Below are 26,102 nucleotides of genomic sequence, written 5' to 3'. Positions count from 1 at the left end.
TATGATTAATCCAAAAATATAACGATAAAATTAAGCCTCCCAACTCCCCTTGGGAGGCTTTCTTCTGAGGTAATCGATATGATTAGTGTTTTTGATATCTATAAAATCGGTGTTGGACCTTCAAGCTCACACACTGTAGGCCCAATGAAAGCGGGTAAAGAGTTTATTGATGATCTTCGTGCAATGGGAAAACTGCGCGACATCACTAAAATCACCGTTGACGTTTATGGATCACTATCACTGACAGGGAAAGGTCACCACACAGATATTGCTATCATCATGGGTCTTGCAGGCAGCACTCCTGAGAAAGTTGATATCGATTCTATCCCGGGCTTTATCGCTCGTGTAGAAGAAACTGAACGCCTTCCTGTTGGCATGCACTGTCACACAGTATCGTTCCCACGTGAAGGTGGAATGAACTTCCACAAAACAAACCTAGAGCTACACGAAAACGGCATGCAGATCCACGCTTGGATTGATGACGAAAAAGCGTACTCAAAAACTTACTACTCTATCGGCGGTGGTTTCATCGTTGATGAAGAAAATTTCGGTAAAGAAGCTGAAAACCCAGTAAAAGTACCTTACCCGTTTACAACGGCAGAGGAACTGGTTAACCAATGCCACGAAAGTGGATTGTCCATCAGCGCACTAACCATGAAGAATGAGCATGCGCTTCATTCAGATGAAGAAACTCGTACTTATTTCGCGAACATCTGGCGCACAATGCGCGAGTGTATGGATCGCGGTATGAATGAAGAAGGTATTTTGCCTGGTCCACTACGCGTGCCTCGTCGTGCAGCAGCACTTCGCCAGCAGCTACTTACTTCAGAAAAGACGACAAACGACCCAATGTCTGTTGTTGATTGGGTAAACATGTTTGCTTTCGCAGTAAACGAAGAGAACGCAGCTGGTGGCCGCGTAGTAACGGCACCAACTAACGGTGCGTGTGGCATCATCCCTGCGGTACTGGCTTACTACGATAAGTTCATCCAAACTGTGACTGAAAAAGATTACATCCGTTACTTTGCAGCTTCTGGCGCAATCGGAGGTCTTTACAAGCGTAACGCGTCTATCTCTGGTGCAGAGGTTGGCTGTCAGGGTGAAGTTGGCGTGGCATGTTCTATGGCAGCAGCAGGCCTTGCTGAGCTTATGGGTGGTAGCCCAGAGCAAGTATGTATGGCAGCAGAAATCGCGATGGAGCACAACTTAGGTCTAACGTGTGACCCAGTTGCAGGTCAGGTTCAGGTTCCATGTATTGAGCGTAACGGTATTGCGGCAGTAAAAGCAATCAACTCTACTCGCATGGCACTACGTCGCTCTTCAGCTCCAACTGTTTCTCTAGATAAGGTTATCGAAACCATGCTAGAAACAGGTAAAGACATGAACGCGAAATACCGCGAAACATCTCAAGGTGGTCTAGCAATCAAAGTGATTTGCTAACACGCCTTTCTGAATACCAATCAAAACCCGAGTCTGTGCTCGGGTTTTTTTATACCTAAAAAACCCAGGAAAATGCGTTATCAGGACAAGTAAAAAAAACCTAAAACGTTGAATATATCCAAATATTATGGATATCTCAGTAAAAAATCACATCTCTTCCCTAGCTTTATTGATAACGTAGCCAAAAATTAAACTTGGAGCACATCAACACATGATTAGGTTTGAAATTGGAAACCAAATCTGCGTTTGCTTGTCCGAAAACGAAATATCTCTAGAGCTCAATCAGTCACTCCACCACTCCATTCCTGTCAACCCAAATGAGTACGCCATTCTGTCAACTATCGCCACATACGGCAGTTTAAATACGCCGATTAGTCAGCGGTTAATAGAAAGCAAAATCACTCAACAATACAAAATGACACTGCCTGAAAATGGCTTTAAAAACGCGGTGGCCGCTCTAAGAAAGAAATTTCGCAAGCTCACGGAAGAACATTTAACCACTAACAAAAACATTATCGAAAACATTCACCGGACCGGATACTTCATCCCTTTTACTATGCAAAACAACCATCAGAATGGCATCGAACATCAACAGAAGATCAATCAATACACAACCAATAGTCTTCGCAAAGCGCTTCGTATTTGCCTGCGTAATAAAAAGATCTATTCAGAAGCAATGTGGGTTGTGTTGATCACTGCGATCATTTTCTTTGCTATCTGTTACTACGCGATAAACAGCATCGTTAAACATAATTATCTGGATAACGCCTTCGAAATTGCAGAGAGCCTTTCCCGCAGGAGTTGCTTTGCTAATGAAGGCGAACTGAAGTCGCTATTTGATAATGTGAAGTTGGTGGAATCGAGCATGATGCTAGATCGTTTCAATATTCGATGCTTAGTCACTCCAGAAACCGTTGTCCCTGTCAGCAAAAAAGCCTTTGAAGAGTGGAGTAACAATAACAATTACACGACACAATCATTTGACTTAAATAACGCAACTGTTTTGGTTCGTGTTAAAAACATTAACTTATCCGACAATGTTGAAAATCATATTTCACGTTTTTTTCTTTCTGGTATGAAGCTATCAACGAATACCGGAACATCGTTAGAGATTGGTAACACCAATGAACGCTTTTTCAATTATCACGTAAAGAATAGTGGCTATAAAGAGGTGTATTACATCTCTGGACCGTTTCAAAGTATCATTCTACTGAGCTTACTTTTTCTCATTATACTGCGTCACCGCTCCCTACAAGCCTTTATGGCTTACTTGTGCGCAATTCGACAATTCAAAATAAAACTGGAGCCGATTTATAACACTTCGGCACAAAAGATTGTGCACTACGAAGCCCTCTCCCGGTTTAAGGTAAAAAATACGCAACGGTTTATTGAAACACTGATACGCAATGGATTGCTGCTAACTCATACCTTACTGGTGATTGATTCCATCTACACCAAACAAAAAGCGTTGCCCATCCCTATCAGCATTAACGTTTGTCCTACTTTGCTGCGAGGGCGTAACTTTTCAATCCTATATAGAGAGCTATCTAATCGGGATTGCCGTTTGCTGACAATCGAAATCACAGAAAATGCATCGATGTATTATACCTCTGAGATTTATGGCAATGTCGCGAAACTAAAAGCACTGGATTGTAAAATCAGTATTGATGACTTTGGCACCGGCAATAATAATGTGGCGCTTATCAGCAAGCTGAATCCTGACTACCTCAAAATCGACCGAGAATTTGTTATTGGCCTAAAATCTGATGATAAAAAGATAGAAACCTTGCGTCAGTTAATTGCTATGGGCAATACGTATCGCTGCACGGTCATTGTTGAAGGCGTAGAAACGGCAGACAGTGCTCACTTACTCACAACATTGGGCGCCTATATTCACCAAGGTTATTATTACCCTCTTCATTGCTAGCTTTTCTTCACTCGGTTAGTTACTTAAAATAGATTTAATACTCTATAAAAACTCGTGGTGGCATAACGGTATGCCGCCAATTTGTGATTGAGCGATGATTGCGATTAAACCCACCAAACTGAAAGATTTTTCAAGTTTGATGCAATTGGATGTGCAAGAAGAGCAAAAAGGATTTTTTACACCGTTTGAAATGGCTTACCAAAAACGCAGTAAGTCAGAGGCGTTCTTTACGATTTATTCTGATGACCTATTAGTAGGCTATCTTGTTATCGATAAAGGTTTCTCCCAACATGCGCCGTTTGCTAAACGATACGAACTGGAGCTTAAATACTTGATGATTGATCAACGTTTCCAACGTCAAAGGGTTGGGAGTGAGGCATTGCGTAAACTGTTCCTTTATGCGTATACCATTAACCCTAAAAGCACCTCTCTTTGCGCCACTGTCCCACAAAGTCAGCAATACGCTATCAGTTTTCTTGATGCGTGCGGATTCATTAATACAGAGGAAACAACATTGGGTGATAATGAAAAAGAATGGATTCTACGACACCCATTAAGCTAGCTGGTGAAGCATAATCAAAATTGGGCCATTCAGACACAACAAAGGCAAGCTTCTCGCTTGCCTTTGTTTAATGCTCAATAGAAAGTGACTTATTCGCCTTTGTAAATACAACCCGCTGTGCACGTTTCTTTGATTTCGACTTTACTTAGCAGTGGTAAGCTTGGCTTAAGCTGCTGCCAAATCCATTTTGCTAACACTTCGCTAGTCGGGTTCTCTAACCCTTCAATGTCGTTTAGGTAGTAATGGTCTAAGCGATTGTAAATTGGTTTAAATGCAGCTTTGATCTCTGCAAAATCCACTACCCAACCTGTATGTGGATCAACTTCACCTTCTACATAAAGACGAACAAGGAAAGAGTGTCCGTGCAAACGACCACACTTGTGACCTTCTGGTACGTGTGGCAAATGGTGTGCTGCTTCGAACATAAACTCTTTGTATAATTCTGTTTTCATCTTGATTCTCAGGCTTTAAAAAGACAGGCAATACTAAGGAATTCGCTGCCAAGAGACAAGCGTTACCCCATACAAGCGTAGCAAAAACTTCCGCTGGTTCCTGGCCTCTTTGCTATCACTCACACCAAAGCGCCGTATTTCTGTCACGCGCCAAACATTTGATTACACAGCACTCACATCACAATTACATATCCCCAACATGTGTGGGGTCACAATCATTCATTTCGTTGTTCGCAGTGCGCATTTGTGCACATTAATATTGTGCAGTTCGTTCCAATTACACTTATAAATTTATGCGCTCAACTATCACTTTTAAGCTCTTACTGGCGTTAATTGCTGTCTTCAGCTGCGTTCTAGCTGCCTCTACGGCTTACCAATACCATCAACAAAAAACCTTAATCAATGATGTTCTTAGTGAACAACTCCATGATAAGGCTAGTAATTATTTCGATAGCCTAAATATGATGATGCTTACGGGCACCATGTCGCAAAAAGAAACCTTACGTCAAAAGGCCCTGGCCCAAGAAGGCATTGAAGCAGTTCGCGTGTTGCGAGCTGATACTGTGACCAAACTTTACGGACCTGGGCAACAAAACCAGCAGCCTGTCGATGATATTGATCAACGAGCGTTGAATGGTGAACTGGTGATTGAACCAATCTCAGCCGATTGGGGCAAAGGGTTAGTAGTCGCACTACCAATGAAATCGAGCGAAAATTACCGTGGCACCAACTGCGTTTCTTGCCACGTTGCACCAGCAGGAGAAGTGTTGGGCGCGATTCGCTTGGAATACAACATGAATCATGTCAATTCAATGATCAGTAAACAGGCAATGTTTGCGATGGGAATAATGGCCGTAATCGCATTTGTGGGCTTCATCATAACGATGAGTTTGATTCAGAAAATCATTGTACGACCAATTCAAAGAACGTCGAAATTCATGTCGAATGTGAGCCATAGCAAAGATCTATCTCAACGACTTATGCATCACCAACAGGATGAAGTGGGCCAACTTTCTACTGCCATCAATTCATTCATGGATACGGTCTCCGAAAGCTTAGAACGTGTGCAAGACACCTCTCACTCACTTGCCGACTCCGCGAGCAAACTAACTGCTGTCGCGCAGTCCACAGATAAAGCGGCCAATAACCAACAGCTAGAGACCAACGAAGTACAAAGTAATATCACCGATATGTTGCAGCAACAAACTGCGGTTGAGGACTCGACTAACAACGCTACTGTTTTGGTCAATCACACCGTTGATGTCGCCACTCATAGTGCAAGCCAAGCACACAATGTAAGTGAAGACATCAAACAACTAGTGAGTAACATTGATACTGTACGGGAAAAAATCAGCTCTCTAAACCAAAGAACCGAAGAAGTGTCGTCCATTCTTGTGGTTATTAAGGGTATTGCAGAACAAACCAATCTGCTCGCGTTGAATGCTGCTATTGAAGCCGCCCGAGCCGGAGAGCAAGGGCGCGGTTTTGCGGTCGTCGCGGAAGAAGTGCGTAACCTGGCTTCTAGGACGGCTGAGGCCACTGGTAATATTGAACATATCATTTCTCAATTCCAGCAAGGAAGTGAAGAGTCATTAACTTCTGTTGATACCGTCTGCCAGTTTGCTCATCAACGCTCTGTCGATGTCGAGGCACTATCAGCCACAATGCATAACGTTGTTGACGAAATGCGCCAAGTGCTCAGACATGCAGAAGATATCCAAAACCAGACGCAAACCACATCTGATGTAAGTCAGCATATTCAATCTAAAATAGATGTGATCACACTGCATGCTAACGACACATCGCAATCAGCATCGCACACGCGTGATATTAGTGTTGATTTAGAGCATCTATCCGAACGTTTAGAGCAATTACTAAACCAATTCACACTTTCAGAGCACAAAAGAGTGAATAAATAGAGAGATTCTCCCCATCAAAACGAATATAAAGGTTGATGCGAGCGAATTGACAGGTAATATGTCTCGTTGAATCTGTAAAATGCTACCCAACTCAGCGCTTAGCTTGTTTTTTGAACAAAAAATGTTATTAGACAAGTACTTTAAGTAAGCGTTGAGTTGAATTTTTACCTCAATGGAGAATATTGAAAACATGACTTACGCGCCTGTATCAGACGTATTGAAAGGTCAGCTAGCAGTAGACAGCGAAGTGACTGTTCGTGGCTGGATCCGTTCACGTCGTGATTCCAAAGCTGGAATCTCTTTCCTTGCCATATATGACGGCTCTTGTTTCGACCCGATTCAGGCCGTGGTCCCAAATAATCTTAATAATTACGAAGACGAAGTATTAAAGCTAACGACTGGCTGCTCTGTTGAAGTAACTGGTAAGATTGTTGAATCTCCTGCAAAGGGTCAAGACTTCGAACTTGCTGCCACTGACGTTAAAGTGGTTGGTTGGGTTGAAGATGCTGAAACTTACCCAATGGCAAAAACTCGTCACTCAATCGAGTACCTACGTGAAGTTGCGCACCTACGTCCGCGCACAAACGTAATCGGTGCAGTAGCACGTGTACGTAACTGCCTATCTCAAGCAATCCACCGCTTCTACCACGAGCAAGGTTACTTCTGGGTATCTGCGCCGTTGATCACGGCTTCAGATGCTGAAGGCGCTGGTGAAATGTTCCGCGTATCTACGCTAGACATGGAAAACCTTCCTCGCACTGACGCTGGTAAAGTGGACTACAACGAAGACTTCTTCGGTAAAGAGACGTTCCTAACCGTATCTGGTCAGCTAAACGCAGAAGCTTACGCTTGTGCGCTAAGCAAAGTTTACACTTTCGGCCCTACTTTCCGAGCTGAAAACTCAAACACAAGCCGCCACCTAGCAGAATTCTGGATGGTTGAGCCTGAAGTTGCGTTCGCAGAACTGGATGATGTAGCGAAACTGGCTGAAGACATGCTCAAGTACGTGTTTAAAGCAGTGCTTGCAGAGTGTCGCGATGACCTTGAGTTCTTCGCTCAACGCATCGACAAAGAAGCAATCACTCGTCTAGAGCAGTTCGTTTCTTCTGACTTCGCGCAGGTTGACTACACTGACGCAATCCAGATTCTTCTTGATTCAGGCCGTGAGTTCGAATTCCCAGTTGAATGGGGTATCGATATGTCTTCTGAGCACGAGCGTTTCCTTGCTGAAGAACACTTCAAAGCACCTGTAATCGTTAAGAACTACCCGAAAGACATTAAAGCATTCTACATGCGTGCTAACGATGACGGTAAAACAGTTGCAGCGATGGACGTTCTAGCACCGGGCATCGGCGAAATCATCGGTGGTTCTCAGCGTGAAGAGCGCCTAGACATTCTAGATGCGCGTATGCGTGAAGTGGGTATCGATCCTGAACATATGAGCTGGTACCGCGACCTACGTAAATACGGTACAGTGCCACACGCAGGCTTTGGACTAGGCTTCGAGCGCCTAGTATCTTACGTAACTGGTATGGGCAACGTTCGTGACGTGATCCCATTCCCACGTACTCCTCGCTCTGCGAACTTCTAATCACTTTTTAGTGATATCGAATTAAAAAGACCTCCCATGTGGAGGTCTTTTATTTGTACGAATGATTTTCTAGCAACCGGTGTATGCACTCTAGTTGTTATTTTCGTCGTCATCCTCATCTGCTCGCGCTGCGTATTTTACTCCAACCACACACAAGCCAAACATCACAAATGGGATAACGGCAGCAGTGTATTCCGTCCAAACCATATGAGAAAAAGATTTCGCCAATATCAAGTGTGCAAACACCAACAAAAATGCGCTAAAAATAGCAACACCCATCAACCTAAGTTCATGCTTTACCAACTGCTTTTTCATTACGGCTCCTAACCTAAATGGTTGTCTGCCCATGATTGAAACACAGCTTCGGTATCGTCCACTGATACAGTTTGAGCAAAAAACAGGTAAACAGTTGGCTAATGAAGTAATTCTCCGACCGTCTTCACGGCTTGTTCTAATTCATCATTTACGGGTAACGATGTATTAAGCCTCAGGTAGTTCTCATAATTTGGAGCGACAGAAAACAACTGACCAAATGCTACAGTGATGTTCGCTTCCAATAACTTTTGATAAATCGCTTTTCCGCACTTTGTTTTCGGCAGTTCTATCCAAAGAAAATAGCCGCCTTCCGGTTGCGTGTAACGAATCGATTGGGGAAAGTACTTATCAACCAGTTCAATAAACGCCAATTGCCGCTGCTCAAGATTCTTTCGCAGTTTTCTAAGATGGCTATCATAACTATCGTTTTGCAAGTAATGCGCGATACCCTGCTGGATTGGCGCACTGCCTGACAACGTCGAGATAAGTTGCAGCTTTTGAAGTTGCTCATTGAAGCGTTTGTTTACCACCCAGCCCAGCCTATAGCCAGGGCAAAGGCTTTTTGAAAATGATCCACAATGCAACACGCGCTCTTGTGTATCAAAAGCTTTAAGTGAGCTTGGCTTTTTTTCAGAAAAATAAAGCTCTGAATACACATCATCTTCGATCAAGTACACATCGTATTTATCAGCCAGTTCGACGATACGTTGCTTCTGCCCGTCACTTAATAAGGTTCCTGTTGGATTGTGAAAGTTAGTCATTAACCAGCATGCGCGAACATCATTGTCGACAAAAGTCGCTTCAATTTGATCCACTGAATGTCCAGTTAACGGATCCACCGTTATTTCTATCGCCTTTAGACCTAAACGTTCAATCGCTTGAAGTGCGCCATAAAACGTCGGTGATTCAACTACAACAGTATCTCCAGGCTGGGTCACGGCCTGAAGGCTTAAATTCAACGCTTCTAATGCGCCAGAAGTAACGACAATATCATCATGGGTAAACACCATACCTTGTTGGATGTACCGTTGAGCAATCAAACGGCGTAGAGACTCACAGCCCGGCGGCAAGTTATCCAATAACGTCTCTGCCCCCATCTTCCTACCTGAGCTGGCTAGATTACGGTTTAGCGCTTCTAATGGGAACAATGCAGGGTCTGGAAACGCGGAGCCAAACTTCACCGCATTCGGTGAGGCCTGATTTTTGAGGTAGTCGTAAAGTTCATCGTTGATGCTGGAGCGATAAACGGAAGTAGCTGGAGAACTCGGTTCGAAGCGGTCCAACTCCGCAGTCACAAAGTATCCAGACTGAGGTTTCGCTGCGACCCAACCTTGTGCTTCGAGCAGCTGATAAGCTTGTAATACCGTACCTGCGCTGACAGAATGGTTTCGGCTTGTTACACGCACTGATGGCAGCTTTTCCCCTGCTCTCCATGTATTTTGCTGAATCTGCGTTTTGAACAGCTCAGCCAGTTGACGGTATCGGTTCATGTTTCCCTCATTTCACTTACAGCCGCACCATAGCATACTTCGCGCCAGCATTCTGATATGGGAGTATTCAATTTAGCAACGTAATTTATCAAGCTTATCAATAGATATTTCAGCCACGAAGTGAGCGTTTATATCCCATACTTTGACTGTTACACACATATTGCCTCACATCTTTGCAATACCTAAAAGCCAAGGTTTTACGTTGGATTGAGTGCGTTAAACTCACTTCGAGCTACGGTCTTTAAATCAGGAGGAAGCGATGAAAGTTTTTACAATGGACGATCTCTCGTATCGCGGAAAACATAAAGGTGTACATAGTTGGGACCATCCTGGCAGTACCACCCCTTATTATTGGCATCCTGATTGGCTGCATATCGCTGAAGATGCTTTGGGTGAACACAAAAAGACTGACCTTGAAGTCCCTGATGGAGAAATAGCGACAGAAGAGCATGCAAAAGCGGCGATTCTCAAACACTTGAATGACGAGTAGTTTAGGCTCTATCACCGTTCAAGAATAGCATTAGGTAGGCGAATCCATCGTTGTATGCTTTAAACACAAATAAAGCTAAAACCTGCCAAATAGTAAATTCTTCTGAATGAGAAGTACGCATCTTCTATAGCGTTCAAAGGGCAAAATAAGTCGATTGTTATCACATTAATTTTCATTACATCTGTTACATTTAAATAGTAATGGTGATGCACACCTCAACTCATGGATTATGAGAGAAAACAATAATGGCGAAATACAACGAAGAAGATATTAAATACAAAGGTGAATCCAACGGCGTACATTCTTGGAGCTCTCCTTCCGGCCAACCTTATTACTGGCACCCAGATTGGTTACACGTTGCGGAAGATGCGACGGGTACGCATCCGAAGCAAAAACTTGAAGTTGAAAAGACAGAAGTACCAACCGAAAAGCACGCATTAAAAGCGATCTTAAAGCATATGAACGACTGGGCGACTGAAAAACTTTCTTCTAACCCTGACATCGAAACCAATGCGGTTGAGTCGGAAATCAATCTGAAGAAATAACTCCAACCGATATCCATACTTCTAACAGTAAACGCTCCACCTTTGGTGGGGCGTTTTTGTCTCAACAAATCCTCACTAGACAATTATAAACGCGTTAACGCAAAGCACTGAATTGAAACGATTGGGATGTGTGCAAAACTTCTCCAACCATGGCATAAATGCCCTTCAAACTCTGTGCCTACCAAACGTTTTCATGGCAAAAACTTTAGTTATGTTAGAATTCTGTTTCAAATCGCAACTTTTTTAGGTTTTCTTTTCAGTAACGGTTGTAACCAATATTGCTGAAAGGTATAAATGTTAGCACACCCCTTCGATTAACATGGATGAAGATTATGTTTGAAAAAGTAGTTGCCGCTCCGGCTGACCCTATTCTTGGCCTTACTGAAGAGTTTAAAAAAGATGCTCGCGCAGACAAAATTAACCTTGGCGTAGGTATTTACAAAAACGAGCAAGGCGAAACTCCCGTTCTTGCGACAGTAAAGAAAGCTGAAGCAGCACTTGTTGAAACTGAAAAAACCAAATCTTACCTAACCATCGAAGGCACAGCAGAGTACGGCATTGCAGTGCAAAAACTGCTTTTCGGCTCTGATGCAGAAATTGTAAACGAAAAACGCGCTAAAACAGCTCAAGCTCCGGGTGGTACTGGTGCACTACGTGTTGCCGGCGAGTTTATTAAACGTCAACTAGGCGATGTAAAGATCTGGATCAGCAACCCAACATGGGCGAACCACAACGGCGTATTTACTGCTGCTGGTATCGAAACGGCACAATACAGCTACTACAATGCTGAAACAAAAGACAAAGACTTCGATGCGATGCTAAATGATCTGCAATCTGCACCTGAAGGCGACATCGTGCTTCTACACGGCTGCTGTCACAACCCTACAGGGATCGATCCTACGGCTGAAGAATGGGAAACATTGGCGAAACTTGTCGCAGAGAAGAAATTGCTTCCTCTGTTCGACTTCGCCTACCAAGGCTTTGCTAAAGGCGTGGAAGAAGATGCTGCAGGTCTTCGTACTTTTGCTAAATACAACAAAGAAATCCTAGTCGCGAGCTCTTTCTCGAAAAACTTTGGCCTATACAATGAACGCGTAGGTGCCTTCACGTTAGTAGCTGAGTCAGAAGAAGTCGCAACAACCGCTTTTTCTCAAGTTAAAGCCATTATTCGCTCTATCTACTCTAACCCACCTGCACACGGCAGCGCTGTCGTGACTCACATTCTTGGCAACGCCGAAATGCGTGCGGAATGGGAAGCTGAAGTAGCAGAAATGCGTGACCGCATTCAAGAAATGCGTGAACTGTTTGTAGCGACACTAAAAGCAGAGGGTGTGGACGCAGACTTTAGTTTCATCGAACGTCAAAATGGTATGTTCTCTTTCTCTGGTCTTTCTAAAGAGCAAGTTAACCGCCTTAAAGAAGAGTTCGGTATTTACATTGTCGGTTCTGGCCGAATCAGTGTTGCTGGTATGACGAAGTCAAATATGGGCCCTCTATGTAAAGGCATTGCAGCGGTTTTATAATCGACTGTCGCATACTTTATTAAAAGGAAAGGTCAGCATAAGCTGACCTTTTTTGTTTTAACTTAACGCCAAAAACGAACCCGTCCGATCTAGTAGACAAACTTCAAACTCAGCCCTACTTCATTGACGTAATCTGAGCTTTCACCGCTGTAATCAGTATCTCTAAACTGATAAAAAAGACCAGTGCCGATGACTTTATGCCATTGGTAGTTAAGACCGATCTTAAAATTGTTCTCATCAACGATATCACTACGGTTCAACTCCACTTCAGCTGTCGCAATAAGCTTTTCACTGAGCAAGTAATTCACCCCAACAGTTACAGCTTGAATCAATTCGCTATCGGAAGACAACGTATTATCCGTTTTGTCGTCCGTCGCTTTCGCTTTGATTGCGCCTATTCCATATAGCCCGTAGATATCGAATTGCTCTGTAACTCCATAACGGTAACCACCACCAAACAAAAGGCGGTCAATGCGAAGAGTAAAATCATCCGGATGGAAAAACTGCGCTGAGTAATCAACATTAAACAACCAGTTCTCAGTAAACAAATAGTTACCACCGAGTCCAACTGTGGTCGCATTAGAGTTATCTAACCATTCTTCGTTTGTCGTTCCGGCACCAACATCCAAATGAATGTGTTCGTACCCAAATTTTTCTGCTTGGTCCATGACCGCTGCGCTTGATATCGCCGGCAAAGCAGCTAAAGAAACAAGCAATAAATTTCTCACCATTCGACTTCCTTTCATGAGAATTATCTAAACACTGTATTCCATCGCCTGAGCTACTTGGCTCAAGAAGAATAGCTTAATCTAAAGACGTGATAACGATCTGAAACAGCCAAAGATCTAATCAGTCATCACGAAGAAAACATATCGACGACGTCTTTTTCAATTGAGGTGACCATATAGTAGTAAAAATGAAGCTCCCTTATCGTGCGATATGTCAGAATCTTATGACTGAGCACGAAAATCGCGGTTCAGATAAGACTCTGTTTTAAAACTAAGTTAAGATTACTTTATTATTTGCGAACTAAAAGGCGCCTTCGATGGATGCAGAACTTCTCGAGATTTACAACTTTCTCGCCAAGTATCCCCCGTTCAATGAACTCCCTGAAGAAACACTAAACAAGGTGACAGAGAGTGTCGAAATCTCGTACTACCGAGAAGATACCCCCATCATCCATTTTGGAGACTATATCCAAGATTTATACGTGGTGCGAAGCGGTGTTGTTGAAGTTTATCGACGCAAAGGTGAGCTGTATAACCGCCTTGACGAAGGTGACCTATTTGGCCAGATGGGCATGCTCACCAATAACAAAGTCCGCTTTCCGGTAAAAGCCATTGAGGATACCCTGCTCTACTGTATTCCTGGTGACATCTTCCAAGAAATTTACGATAACTTTGATTCCTTTGCGGATTTTGTTGAAGTTGAAAATAGCGCTCGTTTACGCCAAGCCATTTCAGAAAACAAAGACGCCAATGACCTGACGACGTCGAAAGTGAAAACCTTGCTGACTGGCGATGCTCATACGATTGATCGTGGTCAGACAATCCAGCAAGCCGCGCAGCAAATGGCGAATGACAACGTATCGGCTTTACTTATCGTCGACCCAGATTTCGTTCGTGACGAAGACGATCCACAGTCCCCAGTACTTGGTATCATTACTGACCGTGACTTGTGTACCCGTGTGTTAGCTGAAGGTTTGTCCCCACAGGACGATGTGTCCAGTGTGATGACCACGGAGGTCATGTCTCTTGACCACAACGCTTACATCTATGAAGCAATGTTAACGATGCTGCGTTACAACGTACATCACCTACCAGTGGTAAAAAACCAATTACCAATCGGTATTATCGAAACAACCGACATTGTTCGTTATGAATCTCAGAATTCGTTGTTGTTGGTGAGTAGTATTTTCCAACAACAGACTATCGAAGATTTAGCAGTTGTTGCCGAAGAAGTGAAAAGCAGCTTCGTGCGTCTGGTCAATGAAGATGCCAACTCTCACATGGTGGGTAGCGCGATGTCGGTCATTGGCCGAAGCTTCAAACAGCGTCTGCTAGAAATGGCAGAAGAAGAGCTTGGTCCACCGCCAATTCCTTATTGTTTCCTTGCACTTGGCTCAATGGGGCGAGATGAGCAACTGTTGGTGACTGACCAAGATAACGCCATCATTCTAGATGAGACTTATCAAGAAGAGAAACATGGTAAATACTTCGAAGCCCTAGCAAAATACGTCAGCGATGGGTTAGATGCCTGTGGCTACAAATATTGCACAGGTGATATTATGGCAACCAACCCACTATGGCGCATGACTCGTTCAGAGTGGGAAGAGTGTTTTGCTGACTGGATTGATAACCCGAACCCGAAAGCACTACTCAACGCCTCCATCTTTTTCGATTTGGATGGCGTCTATGGCCGCTTAAAATGGGCAGAACAGTTAACCAGCTTTATTGTTCGTCGCGCTCGAAAGAACAACCGCTTCTTAGCGTGTTTGGCTCGTAACGCACTAAACAGAACACCACCTCTGGGCTTCTTTAAAGACTTCGTGATGGAAAAAGATGGCAGACACAACAACTCCATCAACCTCAAACGTCGCGGTACTGCTCCTCTGGTCGACTTAATTCGTGTTCACTCTCTGGCAGTTGGCTCACGTGCACAGAACTCGTTTGAGCGTCTCGACGACATCATTGACGCTGGCATTTTGCCAAAAGGTCGAGCACAAGACTTAAAAGACGCGTTAGAGTTTATTTCCATGGTGCGTATTCGTCACCAAGCGACGGATGTGGAACTAGGCATTGATCCTGATAACAATATCGAACCGGAAAACCTCTCTGAGTTTGAACGTCGCAACCTAAAGGATGCATTCCAGATCCTAAGCAATGGTCAAAATTTCCTTAAGTTCCGCTACCAAGCGAACAAGAGCTTTAAGTGAGGTTTAGCATGATTAAAAAGCTCTTTCAGAAGCCAACCATCCAGTGGACAACGAAGTTTGAACAAAAGCTGGAGATGGCGAAGGATGAGAATTTAATTGCGTTTTATAGCAACAAGCCGCCTGCTCCAGAAACACCGTTATCTGAGGTGGAGTTCGTGGCGTTAGATTTCGAAACGACGGGTTTGAATCCTGAAAAACATGACATCATTACTATTGGTTTAGTGCCGTTTAACCTGAAGCGAATTTTCCTACGTAACTCGCGTCATTGGAAGGTACGTCCACAGCGTGCACTCGATGAAGACTCAGTCATTATACACGGTATTACTCACAGCGAATTGATCGATGCGCCTGACTTAGGCGATATCTTAAGCGAGCTGCTACCATGCTTAAGCGGGAAAATCATTGTTGTTCATTACCGTCGTATCGAGAGAGAGTTTCTGGATAAAGCGCTCAAAAGCCGTTTAGGGGAAGGTATTGAGTTTCCTGTTTTAGATACGCTGCACCTTGAAGAAACGATTCAACAGAAACGTTCAGGCTCTCTCTGGAAGCGTTTAAAAGGGAAAAAACCAGAATCGGTTCGGCTAGCGCAATCTCGACGCCGTTATGGGCTGCCAGACTATACGCCTCACCATGCATTAACCGATGCAATTGCTACCGCAGAGCTACTGCAAGCGCAAATCGCCCATCATTACAGTGAAGAGCAACCCATCAGTGAGTTCTGGCTGTAATATACTTCACGCTTAATAGCGATCAGAAAAGGAGCCAGATGGCTCCTTTTTACTTAGCTTGAGACAAGATTACAGCTTAAAGCGTTGAATCTCTTGTTCAAGTTCGTGTGATAGCTCAGACAGGTGAGCAGCTTGTTCTGCTGCTTGATGAGCTTCGACTGACAGCTCGTTAGACACATCACGAATACCTTCAGTGTTACGAGTGATCTCAGTGGTTACCGATGCTTGCTCTTCTGCTGCTGAAGCAATCTGCGTTGCCATATCACTGATACGCTCAACAGCAGTGTGGATTTGCGTCAAGCTCGCTGCAGCCGCATTGGCATCATCAACACTGGTATCAGCTAGACGACGACTGTCACCCATAATACCGACCGCTTTGGCCGTTGTGCCTTGTAGCATCTCGATAGTTTCTTGAATCTCTTGCGTTGAAGCATGAGTACGTTGGCTCAATACGCGGACTTCATCTGCAACCACAGCAAAACCACGGCCTTGCTCACCTGCACGTGCCGCTTCGATCGCCGCGTTAAGTGCAAGTAGGTTCGTTTGCTCTGCAATGCCTTGAATCGTTGATAGAATCGTATTGATGCTATTTCCGTGTGCTTCTAGCTCTTGAATCACATCAGTAGCAACTTGAACTTCTTGCGCTAAGTTCTGAATAGAGCCTTGCGTTTGAGTTACTTGGCTTGAACCGTGTGAACAAGCTTGAACCGCTTCTTCTGAGTTACTTGCCGTGCTATCAGCATTACCTGCAATTTCTTGTGTCGCTGCTGCCATTTCGTTCACGGCCGTCGCCACCATGTTGATTTCATCTTGCTGGTAAGAGATACGCTGACTACGCTCCTCAGCTTGCTGTGCTGTCGTGCGTGCTTGCTCTGAAAGCGCAGAAGATACGTGGCTAAGCTTAGTAACCATTGTGTGCATGTTGCCAACAAAACGGTTGAAGTTTTCCGCCAGTTTACCTACTTCATCATCACTGCGTGGTTCTAGGCGTTGCGTTAAATCACCTTCGCCAGATGCAATTTCTTCCAGTGCATTTGATACGCGGTTCAAGTCACGGAACAAGAAACCAACTAGCCAAGAAACTGCAAGAATAACCACAATCGTGATCGCCACAGCAGTGAACAATAGATCTCGTAGCAATACCGCATGACCTGCTTCTTCTGTTGCGCGATCCATTTCAATCGCAAACATCCAATGCGTACCAGGAACTTTATTGAAGTAGTAAAGCTTCTCTTTTCCTTTGATTACCGTATCTTCGATACGACCTTCATCGGCGGCGCGCTCAATTGCCTCTTCTGAAAAATCTTTTAGAACACTGGTGATAGGCTTAAGCGTCAAGCTTTTATCTGGATGCGCTAAGAAGGTGCCTTCATTCATGTCGATTAGCATCGCATGCGCGTTTTCACCTGCATCTAAGTTAATCACATCGCTGATAAGCTGATCGATCAGTACGTCCGCACCAACAACACCAACAAACTGACCATTTTTCATTACTGGCTCAGCAATGGTCACAAGTAGTGCATTCGTGATTGCGTCTTGATATGCGGCGGTGATGATTTGCTTACCCGCTGCATCAGCATCCTTGTACCAAGGACGTGTGCGAGGGTCGTAATCAGCACGGTTACGCTCCGGATGAGAGCGGTACATATCACCGTTTGGTGTACCAAGGAAGATGTCATCGAAGCCACCAGCCTTGCGAGCTTGTTGTAGGAAAGGAACAACGTCTTGCTCGGTCGAGTAATCATTGAACGCAGTGGCAATATCTTTACGGATATTGACCCAATCAGAAATTCCCTCTGACGCAGTAGTACTAAGACTTTGCGCACGTGAATAGACACCTGAACGAGTCTGATCAAATAATTGACCAGCCGACAACCAAGTAAGTGCTGTTGCCATCACAACAACAGCAGAAAGGCTTGCGCCTATAAGCTTTTGTTTTAATGATAATTTCATATTTATAGTTTTTTGAGTTGGGAGAACAGTTAAGGTGCATGAATATTACACACTTTTTTACGACTATTCACTAATTTTTAAAAAACAAAATAGCACATTAACTCTTTGTAAAATATGAACTTTCATGTGTCATTTTTTTGTCTCAAGCGTCATAAAAACCGCACAAAAAAAGCCAGCAAATTGCTGGCCTTTTGATTAATTGTTAGTCAGACGGTTTTATAAAATGCCGAATTACTGACGCTCAGTTCGCATACCCATCAATAAGCTCACACACATTGCAAGCAGAATGAAGGTAAATGGCAGTGCTGTAGAAATGGCACCGGCCTGAAGAGCTTGAACCGCCTCGGAGCCACCAATCCATAGCAGAGCAACCGCAATTGCACCTTCCATGAATGCCCAGAAGACACGTTGAAGTACAGGTGCATCGACTTTACCACCTGCCGTAATACTGTCGATAACAAGTGAACCAGAGTCAGAAGACGTAATGAAGAACACAAGTACCAGCACAACAGCGATGATAGAAAGCATGCTACCAAATGGAAGAACATCAAACATTTGGAACATAGCAAGTGATACGTCAGTCAAGCCATTTGTGCCCAGCTCACCTACTTTATCAACAACTTGCTCGATCGCCAGGCCACCAAATACAGACATCCAAACAACGGTAACCGCAGTTGGAACCAGTAGAACTGCTGTGATGAACTCGCGAACGGTACGACCACGAGAAACACGCGCGATGAACATGCCTACGAATGGCGACCATGAAATCCACCAAGCCCAGTAGAACACTGTCCAGCCTTGGAACCAAGCTTCGTCCGTACGACCAAACGGGTTACTTAGTGGGATGATATTCTCTACGTATGCCATAAGTGTGGTTGGAATCGAACCTAGGCTCGCCGCCCAACCGATAAGACCAACAAGGAGAAGTAGCAAGAACGCCACAACCATGTTGATGTTACTAATGACTTTAACACCACCATCGATGCCGCGTACGACTGAAACAACAGCAAGTAAAGTCACCACGGTAATAACGACGATTTGCAGACCTAGGCCTGGCTCAACACCAAATACGTGATGAATACCACTTGCTGCTTGCTGCGCACCTAGACCTAGGGATGTAGCAAGACCAAATAAAGTCGCAAGCACAGCCAGAATGTCCACAATGTGGCCAGCCCAACCCCATGCACGATCACCCAGAAGTGGGTAGAAGATCGAACGCATAGATAGCGGTAAACCTTTGTTGTAGGCAAAGAATGCTAAAGAAAGTGCTACAACACCGTAAATTGCCCATGGGTGAAGGCCCCAGTGGAACATCGTTGCACCCAGTGCCAATCTCGCGGCTTCTGGTGTATTTGCCTCAACACCAAGTGGCGTTTCATACCAACCGGTGAAGTAAGCGACAGGTTCTGCAACACTCCAGAACATTAAACCGATACCCATACCAGCTGCAAATAGCATTGCAAGCCATGACATAAACGAGTAATCGGCAACAGCGTCTTTACCACCTAGTCGGATCTTACCCATTGGTGAGACGATAAGCGCCAAACAGAAAATAACGAAAATGTTACCTGCAATAATGAACAACCAATCGAATGAACCAATAATTTTCCACTTCAGCCCATCAAGTGCCGTCTTTGCGGTATGTGCATCTAGAACTAATGCAGCGACAAGAAACAGCGCAATTAAACCTGCACTAATACCAAAAACTGGGTTATGAACATCAAAACCCCATTTTTGAACGTTGTCCTGACCTACCGTATAGTCGGTACTATCGATACTGTACTTATCTATACCCTTTGTCATCGTTCCTCTCTATTTTTGTAGTGTTTTTACGTACCAAACAAAAAAATCTTTCGAACACGATACGTTTTGCATTCCGTGAAGGCGCAAGATCCTATCATTTGACACGTTTTTGTCTATCTTTTTGCTATTAAAAAATCCAATAACTTACTTTTCACTGTGTGATTACGGCCTTTGATAGAACAAATCACTACTACAATAGTTAGACCACAAACATTTATTGCTATAATAATTTTAGCTCTTCTTATTTTGTCGAAAAGGCGCGACAAAATGGTATTGAGGACACGGCGTAAAATTGTAGAGGTAATTTTTGATTTCCCCCCTTTAAATAAGGGCGCATTTAAGTTAGTGTCGCCTCGATAAATGTTCCCTACAGACTGGATGAATAAATTGGAAAAGTACGAAGAAGTATTGGTCTCGATTCGTCAGATCATCCGCGCTATTGATTTACATTCTAAAAAGCTGAGCAAAGAGTCTGGATTGACTGCTCCACAGTTGATTTTGATGCGCGCTATCAATGACTTAGATAACGTGACGATTAAACAGTTGTCTAGCCACACTAACATGAGCCAAGCGACCGCAACGACCATTCTAGATAGACTAGAACGAGGCCAGTTTGTTGAGCGTCAGCGCAGTGTTCAAGACAAGCGTAAAGTGCATGCTGTGCTTACGAGCAAGGGCCAAGAAGCCTTAAAACAAGCACCAACGCCGCTGCAAGAGCACTTCATTAATCGATTCCAAAAATTGGAAGAATGGGAGCAATCCCTTCTACTATCTTCCGTTCAACGCATCTCGACGATGATGAATGCAGAGGACATCGATGTTGCTCCAATGCTAGAGCTTGGTAGCATTACCAAAGCCGATTAGTTTCGCTCCCACGTGCTCGCTTTTTGCGGGCACTACTCTCCTACTCAGTCAACCCAGTTTCAAACGCATATTTTGCTAACTCTGCCGTCGAATGTAAGTCCAACTTGTGCTTAATGTTATGGCGATGCGTCTCTACCGTTCGATAACTAATATTGAGTAAAGTGGCGATTTTCTTGCTGCTGTTTCCTTGAGCAACTAATTTAAGTACCGCTTCTTCCCTGCGGCTGAGAGGATTCGTTTTTTGCGTGGCAGGCACCACTTCTTGGGTAAAGAGTGTTTGTGTGACGGATTCACAGAAATACGTCGAGCCTTGGTTCACCGTTTTTATTGCTTGCACCATTTTCTCGGCCGAGATTTCCTTGAGCATATATCCTACGGCACCAGCTTGCATGACCTTCATGATGTACTCGCGATTATCGTGCATGGTCAACATAAGTATTTTGCTCTCTGGGCGCGCTTCTTTAATTACACCAGTCGCTTCAATACCGTTCATTATTGGCATGCTGATATCCATCAATATGACGTCCGGTTGCAAGTGCTTTGCGACCTCTATCGCTTCCAAGCCATTACTTGCTGTACCCACCACTTCGATGTCAGGCTCTAACTCCAAACGAGCCATGAAGCCATCCAATACTACTTGATGATCATCGACAATCACTACACTAATCGGTTTATCCATAAACTATTTCATCCAAATTAAGCAGCACAGTAATCTCTGTTCCCAAGCCAAGCTCACTCATTAGCTCAAATTCACCACCGATGAACTCTACACGCTCTTGCATGTTCCTTAACCCAATCCCTTGTTGGTGCACTGCATGGTTAACCACAAATCCAACCCCATCGTCACGTATGAGTAATTGCAGCATATTGCCCATTTTTTGCAAAGTAACCGTTACTTTTTTCGCTCGCGCATGTTTTTCAATGTTATTCAAAGACTCCTGAGCGACGCGATATAGCGTCGTTGCGACTTCCGAAGTCAGTTTATGCTGCTGAGTATCGAAATTGCTCTCGATATCAATCCCGGAATGGGAATGAAAGTCCTGTAGCAAGGTCGTCAGTGCTGCTTCTAAACCGATATCATCGAGGGCGCTTGGACGGAGCTGATGAGAAATATGCCGCACCTCATTTATCGCGGTGACGAGCGATCGTTGTGATTTATCTAAGTGGGATTTGAGTTTTTCGTCTTCCAGTCTATGACTCATTAAGTCTAAATGACATTTACTCGAGACTAACAACTGATTGATTCCATCGTGCAGTTCTCGCGCTAAATGCTTTTTCTCATCTTCTTGGAACATCACGGTTTTATGTGCCAGTTCTTTCAGGTTCTTATCAGCGAGGCGATGCTCGTGCAGATTGATCGCCAAAGTGAGAACAATGATTACAGCAACGGTCACCGCTAAGATCACGACGACTGAGAAAAATGTCGTTTCGATATTTTTGTTCACCGCCGCGCGCATATTGGCGACTTCTCGGCTGACATCCTCAATATACAGCCCAGTCCCTATCATCCATTCCCACTTATCGAGCCATGCAGCGTAACTAAGCTTAGGGACGACTTCACCCGTAGATGGCTTTTGCCATAGGTACTGATGAAATCCTCCACCTGATTGCGCTTGATACAATAAAGCTTCGATTAAGCGATCGCCATTTTCGTCTTCAAGATAGAGTAAGTTTTCCCCGACAAGCTCCGGAAGAACTGGGTGTACAAGGTTGGTACCATATTTATCATAAGCAAAAAAATAGCCGTCCGACCCATAACTCAAACGATTTAAAATCGCTTTCACACGCGTTTTGGCAACACTCTCTTCTAAAGTCGGATTGTTGTAGATGTAAGAAATGGAGTCAAAAGCGACGTCGACCGTATCTTTCAGCGCCGCTTCTTTTGATTGGATCAGGTTTTGATGAAAGATCTCCACCTCCCTTTTGCCAAGGGTCTTGGTTTGATAGATAGAGATCCAGCTGATACTCGCTGACACCAATACCACGGGTATCAGTGTCAGCAGAATTAACTTTGCTTTGAGAGGCATCCCTTCCCTCCATGAAACGCTGCCTTTACAGCTTACTATCTTAGCAGTACAAACGAATCGATTGTGTCTGCATAGACATAATTAACAGCTTAACAACTTGTCTCAAAAGGTAAAAACTCTCAGTTCACAAAATCTCTTTATTATCGAGTGATTAACTCATACCGTAAAAACCTGGGAAAAACAGCAAAGACGCCAACACAACAATCTGAATCGCGATAAATGGCATCACACCTTTGTAGATATCACGCGTAGTAACCCCTGCTGGAGCGACACCTTTTAGATAGAACAAACTAAAGCCAAATGGCGGTGTGAGGAACGACGTCTGCAAGTTCATCGCAATAAGAATCGCAAACCACGTCATATTAATACCCATCAATTCAGCGACTGGCGCAATAATTGGCACGATGATAAAACAGATTTCAACGAAGTCGATAAAGAAACCTAAAATCAGAATCACCACCATGGTAATAATAAGGAATCCCCACTTTTCACCCGGCAGTTCTAACATCCACTCTTCAACTAAATAATCACCACCAGTGTAGGTAAATGCCATTGAGAAGGCGGTCGCACCAAGTAAGATCGCAAAGACCATTGCGGTTACCTTAACTGTCTCTTTTGATGCATCATAAATCATCGACCAACTAAACTGTTTATACAATAGCGATAAAATAATCGCACCTGCACCGCCCAGTGCCGCTGACTCTGTTGGTGTTGCAATCCCTGCAAAGATGGAGCCCAATACCACGATGATCAATGCTAAAGGTGGCAATACAGCTTTCAGTGCGGTGAGCACTTCTTGTTTACGACTGATCGACTCATCACGCTCTATCGCCTGTGCGGCTTGAGGGTTCAACTTCGCGTAGATGAGAATGTAGATCACATAGGCGCCAACAAGTGTAATACCGGGCCAGATCGCAGCTTGAAATAGGTCCCCTACCGGTACGCCAAGTACATCACCCAACAAGATCAACACGATAGAAGGTGGGATAATTTGGCCCAACGTGCCAGACGCACAAATAGTCCCACACGCTAAACCTTTGTCGTAATTGTACTTGAGCATCACAGGAAGAGATATTAAGCCCATCGCAACAACTGATGCGCCTACCACACCCGTTGAAGCTGCAAGCAATGCGCCAACTAACACGGTAGAAATAGCGATACCACCGCGAACGCCACCGAACAAACGCCCCATTGATTCTAGTAGCTGTTCAGCAAGCTTCGTTTTCTGTAGCACTAGCCCCATAAAAACGAACAGCGGTACGGCCATTAACACCGTATTTTCCATAATGGACTGAATTCGATACGGCATAAAAGCAAACATCTCGATGCCTTCAGCCCAAACACCAAAAATCAGCGCGATACCACCAAAAGTAAAGGCAACGGGAAATCCCAATAGAAGCGCAAAGAGCGCAACAAAAAACATCACTATACCGATCATAATGACTTCCTTTTACGACTTACCGTTATTACCGGCATAGATGAGATGAGGGTTGACAATTTTGTTGATTGAATGAAGTAACAATCCAATACCACTCACCGCCATAAAGAAAAATGACAGCGGAATCATCGCTTTGATAATCCAACGATATGGTAAGCCACCTGGGTCACCAGACGTCTCGCCTAACGCGTAACTCTCCTTGGCGAAATCAATACCAAACCAAGCTACCAGTAGGCAAAAAGGGAATAAGAAAAATAGTGTGCCTATGATGTCGATGATGGATTGTGCTTTGTAAGATAAGCGTTCATAAAAAATGTCGACGCGAACATGGCCACCGGACTTAATTGCGTAAGGCACACCAAGCAAGAACACGGCAGAGAATAGATGCCATTCCATTTCTTGGAATGCGATAGACACATCATTAAACACGTAACGCATGACAACGTCGTACACAACGTTTGCTAACAACAAAATAAACAGGATGCTGGATAACCATCCGAGGAAATCGCTAAAGCGGTTAAATAATCGCTCAATATAAATAAGACTTCTCATTCCGAACTCCGTGGAACGTTTAGATGCGCTCCGCTATAGTGCGGAGCATTCATTATGAAGTTTTCTTGGGCTTCGATAGCAGGCTAAACCTCTTGGCATCGCCTGCTTCATAACGTTATTGTTGAGCTTGACTGTTTAAGTACGCTCGGTGCGAAATATCTGACCATGGTCGAACTTGATTCATATAGTTCGCTTGTGACTCTTGAATCTCTTTCGCCAAAGCATCTTTTTCTGCATGTTCTTTCAACAAACGATCGTTTGCTTCTCGCAACGCAGCTACGACTTCAGGTGGGAAATCTTTTACTTCAACATTTGGGTATTCAGACTTAATAGATGCCCAGTTTTTGCCGCTTTCGTGTTTCGATTGCGTGTACATATCGTAAGCGGCCGTTTTCATGGCTACTTGCAAAATCGCTTTTAGATCATCAGGTAGACGGTTCCAGGTGCGCTTGTTAACGAGGAACTGAAGCTCAGTCGCTGGCTCATGCCAACCTGTGTAGTAGTAAGGCGCGATTTTGTGGAAGCCCATACGTAGATCCAGCGATGGACCAACCCATTCCAAGGCATCAATTGTGCGACGCTCTAGAGAAGTATATAGCTCACCAGGGGCGATATTCGTTGGCTTGGCACCTAACTCAGCCAAAATCTCACCAGCAAACCCTGGGATACGCATTTTCAAACCCTGTAAGTCCTTGACGGACTTGATCTCTTTTTGGAACCACCCGCCCATCTGAGTATCGGTATTACCGCCAGGGAAAGACATCAAGTTATGTGGAGAGTACACTTTTTCCATCAGCTCCATACCACCGCCGTAGTAAAACCATGCATACTGCTCAGTTGGCAACATACCGAAGGGCATAGAAGTGAAGTAAAGTGTGTTTGGAACCTTACCCTTCCAGTAATAAGACGCTGAGTGGCCCATGTCATACTGACCCGACTTAACCATATCAAACACCCCAAAAGGCGCTTTATGCTTGTTTGCGGAATCAATGCGGATTTGCAAACGTCCGTTGGACATCTCTTCCGCCATTTTGGCCATGTTTTTTGTGGTATCACCAAAAATTGGGAAATTAGGCCCCCAAGTTTCAGCAAGCTTTAAACGATAGACTTTTTCAGCAGCGTTTACAGAAGTCGCTGCGAGTGCCATCGCGGCAGCGACAGCGGTTGTTTTGAGCACTCGTTTTAAAGATTTTTGGATTAGACTCATCGTTCACGTCCTTTATCACCAAGGTTATTGTTGTCATCCATTTCATTAGGATTGGCTGTATTCGGTATAAAAGATGTAACAATGTTGTCTAATGCGAAATGGGCATGAACACGGAAGCGAGTAATTCATCAATAAGGCATTAGCCTAAGGTATTACGTATAAGTACGTAGGATAATCGTCATGACAAAAGACTGTTAATAGCAAAATCAATAAATTATATTTTTATCTATGAATAAAAATAAAAAACAATACGTACGTATTTTTCTGCCAAAAAATTTACATAGTATTTAAGAAAATGTGACAAACCACTTATTGGCAGTGTTAAAGTCAGTACTTAATGC

22 protein-coding genes are annotated in these 26,102 nt (G+C 44.0%); 11 read left to right on the top strand and 11 right to left on the bottom strand.

Features of this window, described 5'->3' with window-relative positions:
* The first annotated feature begins 78 nt into the window (after nucleotides 1-78).
* The 3 genes from R8O10_RS06910 to R8O10_RS06900 all read left to right on the top strand — a co-directional run bounded on the left by R8O10_RS06910 (nucleotide 79) and on the right by R8O10_RS06900 (nucleotide 3,929).
* Nucleotides 79-1,440, top strand: a complete 1,362-nt coding sequence (locus R8O10_RS06910) for an L-serine ammonia-lyase (protein ID WP_318191244.1) — start codon at nucleotides 79-81, stop codon at nucleotides 1,438-1,440.
* Between the two features lie 211 nt (nucleotides 1,441-1,651).
* Entirely contained in the window at nucleotides 1,652-3,367 is a 1,716-nt protein-coding gene (locus R8O10_RS06905) for an EAL domain-containing protein (protein ID WP_318191243.1), read from the top strand.
* A gap of 94 nt (nucleotides 3,368-3,461) precedes the next feature.
* A complete protein-coding gene (locus R8O10_RS06900; RefSeq protein WP_025767296.1) occupies nucleotides 3,462-3,929 on the top strand; it encodes a GNAT family N-acetyltransferase in 468 nt (155 codons plus the stop codon).
* A gap of 89 nt (nucleotides 3,930-4,018) precedes the next feature.
* Here R8O10_RS06900 and queD read toward each other — a convergent pair whose 3' ends face one another.
* Nucleotides 4,019-4,381: a 6-carboxytetrahydropterin synthase QueD gene (queD, locus tag R8O10_RS06895; RefSeq protein WP_005376896.1), complete on the bottom strand. Its 363-nt coding sequence runs from the start codon at nucleotides 4,379-4,381 to the stop codon at nucleotides 4,019-4,021.
* 293 nt (nucleotides 4,382-4,674) lie between these two features.
* On the opposite strand from queD, the gene R8O10_RS06890 reads away from it, so the two are divergent.
* The gene (locus tag R8O10_RS06890; protein ID WP_025767294.1) at nucleotides 4,675-6,300 is read left to right on the top strand and encodes a methyl-accepting chemotaxis protein; all 1,626 of its coding nucleotides are present in this window, start codon (nucleotides 4,675-4,677) and stop codon (nucleotides 6,298-6,300) included.
* A gap of 190 nt (nucleotides 6,301-6,490) precedes the next feature.
* Nucleotides 6,491-7,891 carry an asparagine--tRNA ligase gene (gene asnS / locus R8O10_RS06885; RefSeq protein WP_017636101.1) on the top strand — a complete coding sequence of 467 codons (1,401 nt, stop codon included), beginning with the start codon at nucleotides 6,491-6,493 and terminating at the stop codon, nucleotides 7,889-7,891.
* 90 nt (nucleotides 7,892-7,981) lie between these two features.
* On the opposite strand, the gene R8O10_RS06880 is transcribed toward asnS, so the two are convergent.
* Both R8O10_RS06880 and R8O10_RS06875 read right to left on the bottom strand, forming a co-directional pair.
* Nucleotides 7,982-8,206, bottom strand: coding sequence for a hypothetical protein (locus R8O10_RS06880; RefSeq protein ID WP_017636102.1), 225 nt, complete (start codon nucleotides 8,204-8,206; stop codon nucleotides 7,982-7,984).
* A gap of 98 nt (nucleotides 8,207-8,304) precedes the next feature.
* A complete protein-coding gene (locus R8O10_RS06875) occupies nucleotides 8,305-9,696 on the bottom strand; it encodes a PLP-dependent aminotransferase family protein (protein WP_149191755.1) in 1,392 nt (463 codons plus the stop codon).
* 259 nt (nucleotides 9,697-9,955) lie between these two features.
* On the opposite strand from R8O10_RS06875, the gene R8O10_RS06870 reads away from it, so the two are divergent.
* From R8O10_RS06870 to R8O10_RS06860, 3 genes are all read left to right on the top strand, one after another.
* Nucleotides 9,956-10,186 (top strand): hypothetical protein, encoded by a 231-nt coding sequence (locus R8O10_RS06870; protein ID WP_064368579.1) that lies wholly within the window; start codon nucleotides 9,956-9,958, stop codon nucleotides 10,184-10,186.
* 245 nt (nucleotides 10,187-10,431) lie between these two features.
* Nucleotides 10,432-10,731, top strand: a complete 300-nt coding sequence (locus R8O10_RS06865; protein WP_005376885.1) for a hypothetical protein — start codon at nucleotides 10,432-10,434, stop codon at nucleotides 10,729-10,731.
* Between the two features lie 332 nt (nucleotides 10,732-11,063).
* On the top strand, nucleotides 11,064-12,254 hold the full coding sequence (locus R8O10_RS06860) for an amino acid aminotransferase (RefSeq protein ID WP_318191242.1): 1,191 nt from the start codon (nucleotides 11,064-11,066) through the stop codon (nucleotides 12,252-12,254).
* An 89-nt stretch (nucleotides 12,255-12,343) separates the two neighbouring features.
* Here R8O10_RS06860 and R8O10_RS06855 read toward each other — a convergent pair whose 3' ends face one another.
* Nucleotides 12,344-12,985: an outer membrane beta-barrel protein gene (locus R8O10_RS06855; RefSeq protein WP_017820457.1), complete on the bottom strand. Its 642-nt coding sequence runs from the start codon at nucleotides 12,983-12,985 to the stop codon at nucleotides 12,344-12,346.
* 314 nt (nucleotides 12,986-13,299) lie between these two features.
* Between R8O10_RS06855 and R8O10_RS06850 the strand changes: the two genes are divergently transcribed.
* Both R8O10_RS06850 and R8O10_RS06845 read left to right on the top strand, forming a co-directional pair.
* Nucleotides 13,300-15,189 carry a DUF294 nucleotidyltransferase-like domain-containing protein gene (locus R8O10_RS06850; RefSeq protein ID WP_017636107.1) on the top strand — a complete coding sequence of 630 codons (1,890 nt, stop codon included), beginning with the start codon at nucleotides 13,300-13,302 and terminating at the stop codon, nucleotides 15,187-15,189.
* An 8-nt stretch (nucleotides 15,190-15,197) separates the two neighbouring features.
* The gene (locus tag R8O10_RS06845; RefSeq protein WP_318191241.1) at nucleotides 15,198-15,917 is read left to right on the top strand and encodes a 3'-5' exonuclease; all 720 of its coding nucleotides are present in this window, start codon (nucleotides 15,198-15,200) and stop codon (nucleotides 15,915-15,917) included.
* A gap of 69 nt (nucleotides 15,918-15,986) precedes the next feature.
* Here the strand turns inward: R8O10_RS06845 and R8O10_RS06840 are convergent, their stop codons facing one another.
* Nucleotides 15,987-17,870, bottom strand: coding sequence for a methyl-accepting chemotaxis protein (locus tag R8O10_RS06840; RefSeq protein ID WP_005376880.1), 1,884 nt, complete (start codon nucleotides 17,868-17,870; stop codon nucleotides 15,987-15,989).
* 231 nt (nucleotides 17,871-18,101) lie between these two features.
* Nucleotides 18,102-19,673, bottom strand: a complete 1,572-nt coding sequence (locus tag R8O10_RS06835) for a BCCT family transporter (protein WP_005376879.1) — start codon at nucleotides 19,671-19,673, stop codon at nucleotides 18,102-18,104.
* Between the two features lie 387 nt (nucleotides 19,674-20,060).
* Between R8O10_RS06835 and R8O10_RS06830 the strand changes: the two genes are divergently transcribed.
* The gene (locus R8O10_RS06830; protein ID WP_005376877.1) at nucleotides 20,061-20,537 is read left to right on the top strand and encodes a MarR family winged helix-turn-helix transcriptional regulator; all 477 of its coding nucleotides are present in this window, start codon (nucleotides 20,061-20,063) and stop codon (nucleotides 20,535-20,537) included.
* Nucleotides 20,538-20,577: 40 nt separating this feature from the next.
* Here R8O10_RS06830 and R8O10_RS06825 read toward each other — a convergent pair whose 3' ends face one another.
* The 5 genes from R8O10_RS06825 to R8O10_RS06805 all read right to left on the bottom strand — a co-directional run bounded on the left by R8O10_RS06825 (nucleotide 20,578) and on the right by R8O10_RS06805 (nucleotide 25,761).
* Nucleotides 20,578-21,216, bottom strand: a complete 639-nt coding sequence (locus R8O10_RS06825; RefSeq protein ID WP_005376875.1) for a response regulator — start codon at nucleotides 21,214-21,216, stop codon at nucleotides 20,578-20,580.
* On the bottom strand, nucleotides 21,209-22,564 hold the full coding sequence (locus R8O10_RS06820) for a cache domain-containing protein (protein ID WP_262649906.1): 1,356 nt from the start codon (nucleotides 22,562-22,564) through the stop codon (nucleotides 21,209-21,211). Before R8O10_RS06820 ends, R8O10_RS06825 begins: the two co-directional genes overlap by 8 nt.
* A gap of 151 nt (nucleotides 22,565-22,715) precedes the next feature.
* Complete coding sequence (locus tag R8O10_RS06815) at nucleotides 22,716-24,002, bottom strand: TRAP transporter large permease (RefSeq protein ID WP_005376871.1); 1,287 nt, start codon at nucleotides 24,000-24,002, stop codon at nucleotides 22,716-22,718.
* A gap of 12 nt (nucleotides 24,003-24,014) precedes the next feature.
* Nucleotides 24,015-24,554 (bottom strand): TRAP transporter small permease subunit, encoded by a 540-nt coding sequence (locus tag R8O10_RS06810; RefSeq protein WP_005376869.1) that lies wholly within the window; start codon nucleotides 24,552-24,554, stop codon nucleotides 24,015-24,017.
* A gap of 115 nt (nucleotides 24,555-24,669) precedes the next feature.
* Entirely contained in the window at nucleotides 24,670-25,761 is a 1,092-nt protein-coding gene (locus R8O10_RS06805; protein ID WP_054577022.1) for a TRAP transporter substrate-binding protein, read from the bottom strand.
* Nucleotides 25,762-26,102 lie beyond the last annotated feature (341 nt).

It is taken from the genome of Vibrio sp. 1727, from assembly GCF_033344415.1.
Classification (GTDB): Bacteria; Pseudomonadota; Gammaproteobacteria; order Enterobacterales; family Vibrionaceae; genus Vibrio; species Vibrio alginolyticus.
This window is presented reverse-complemented; position numbering and strand designations above follow the sequence as displayed.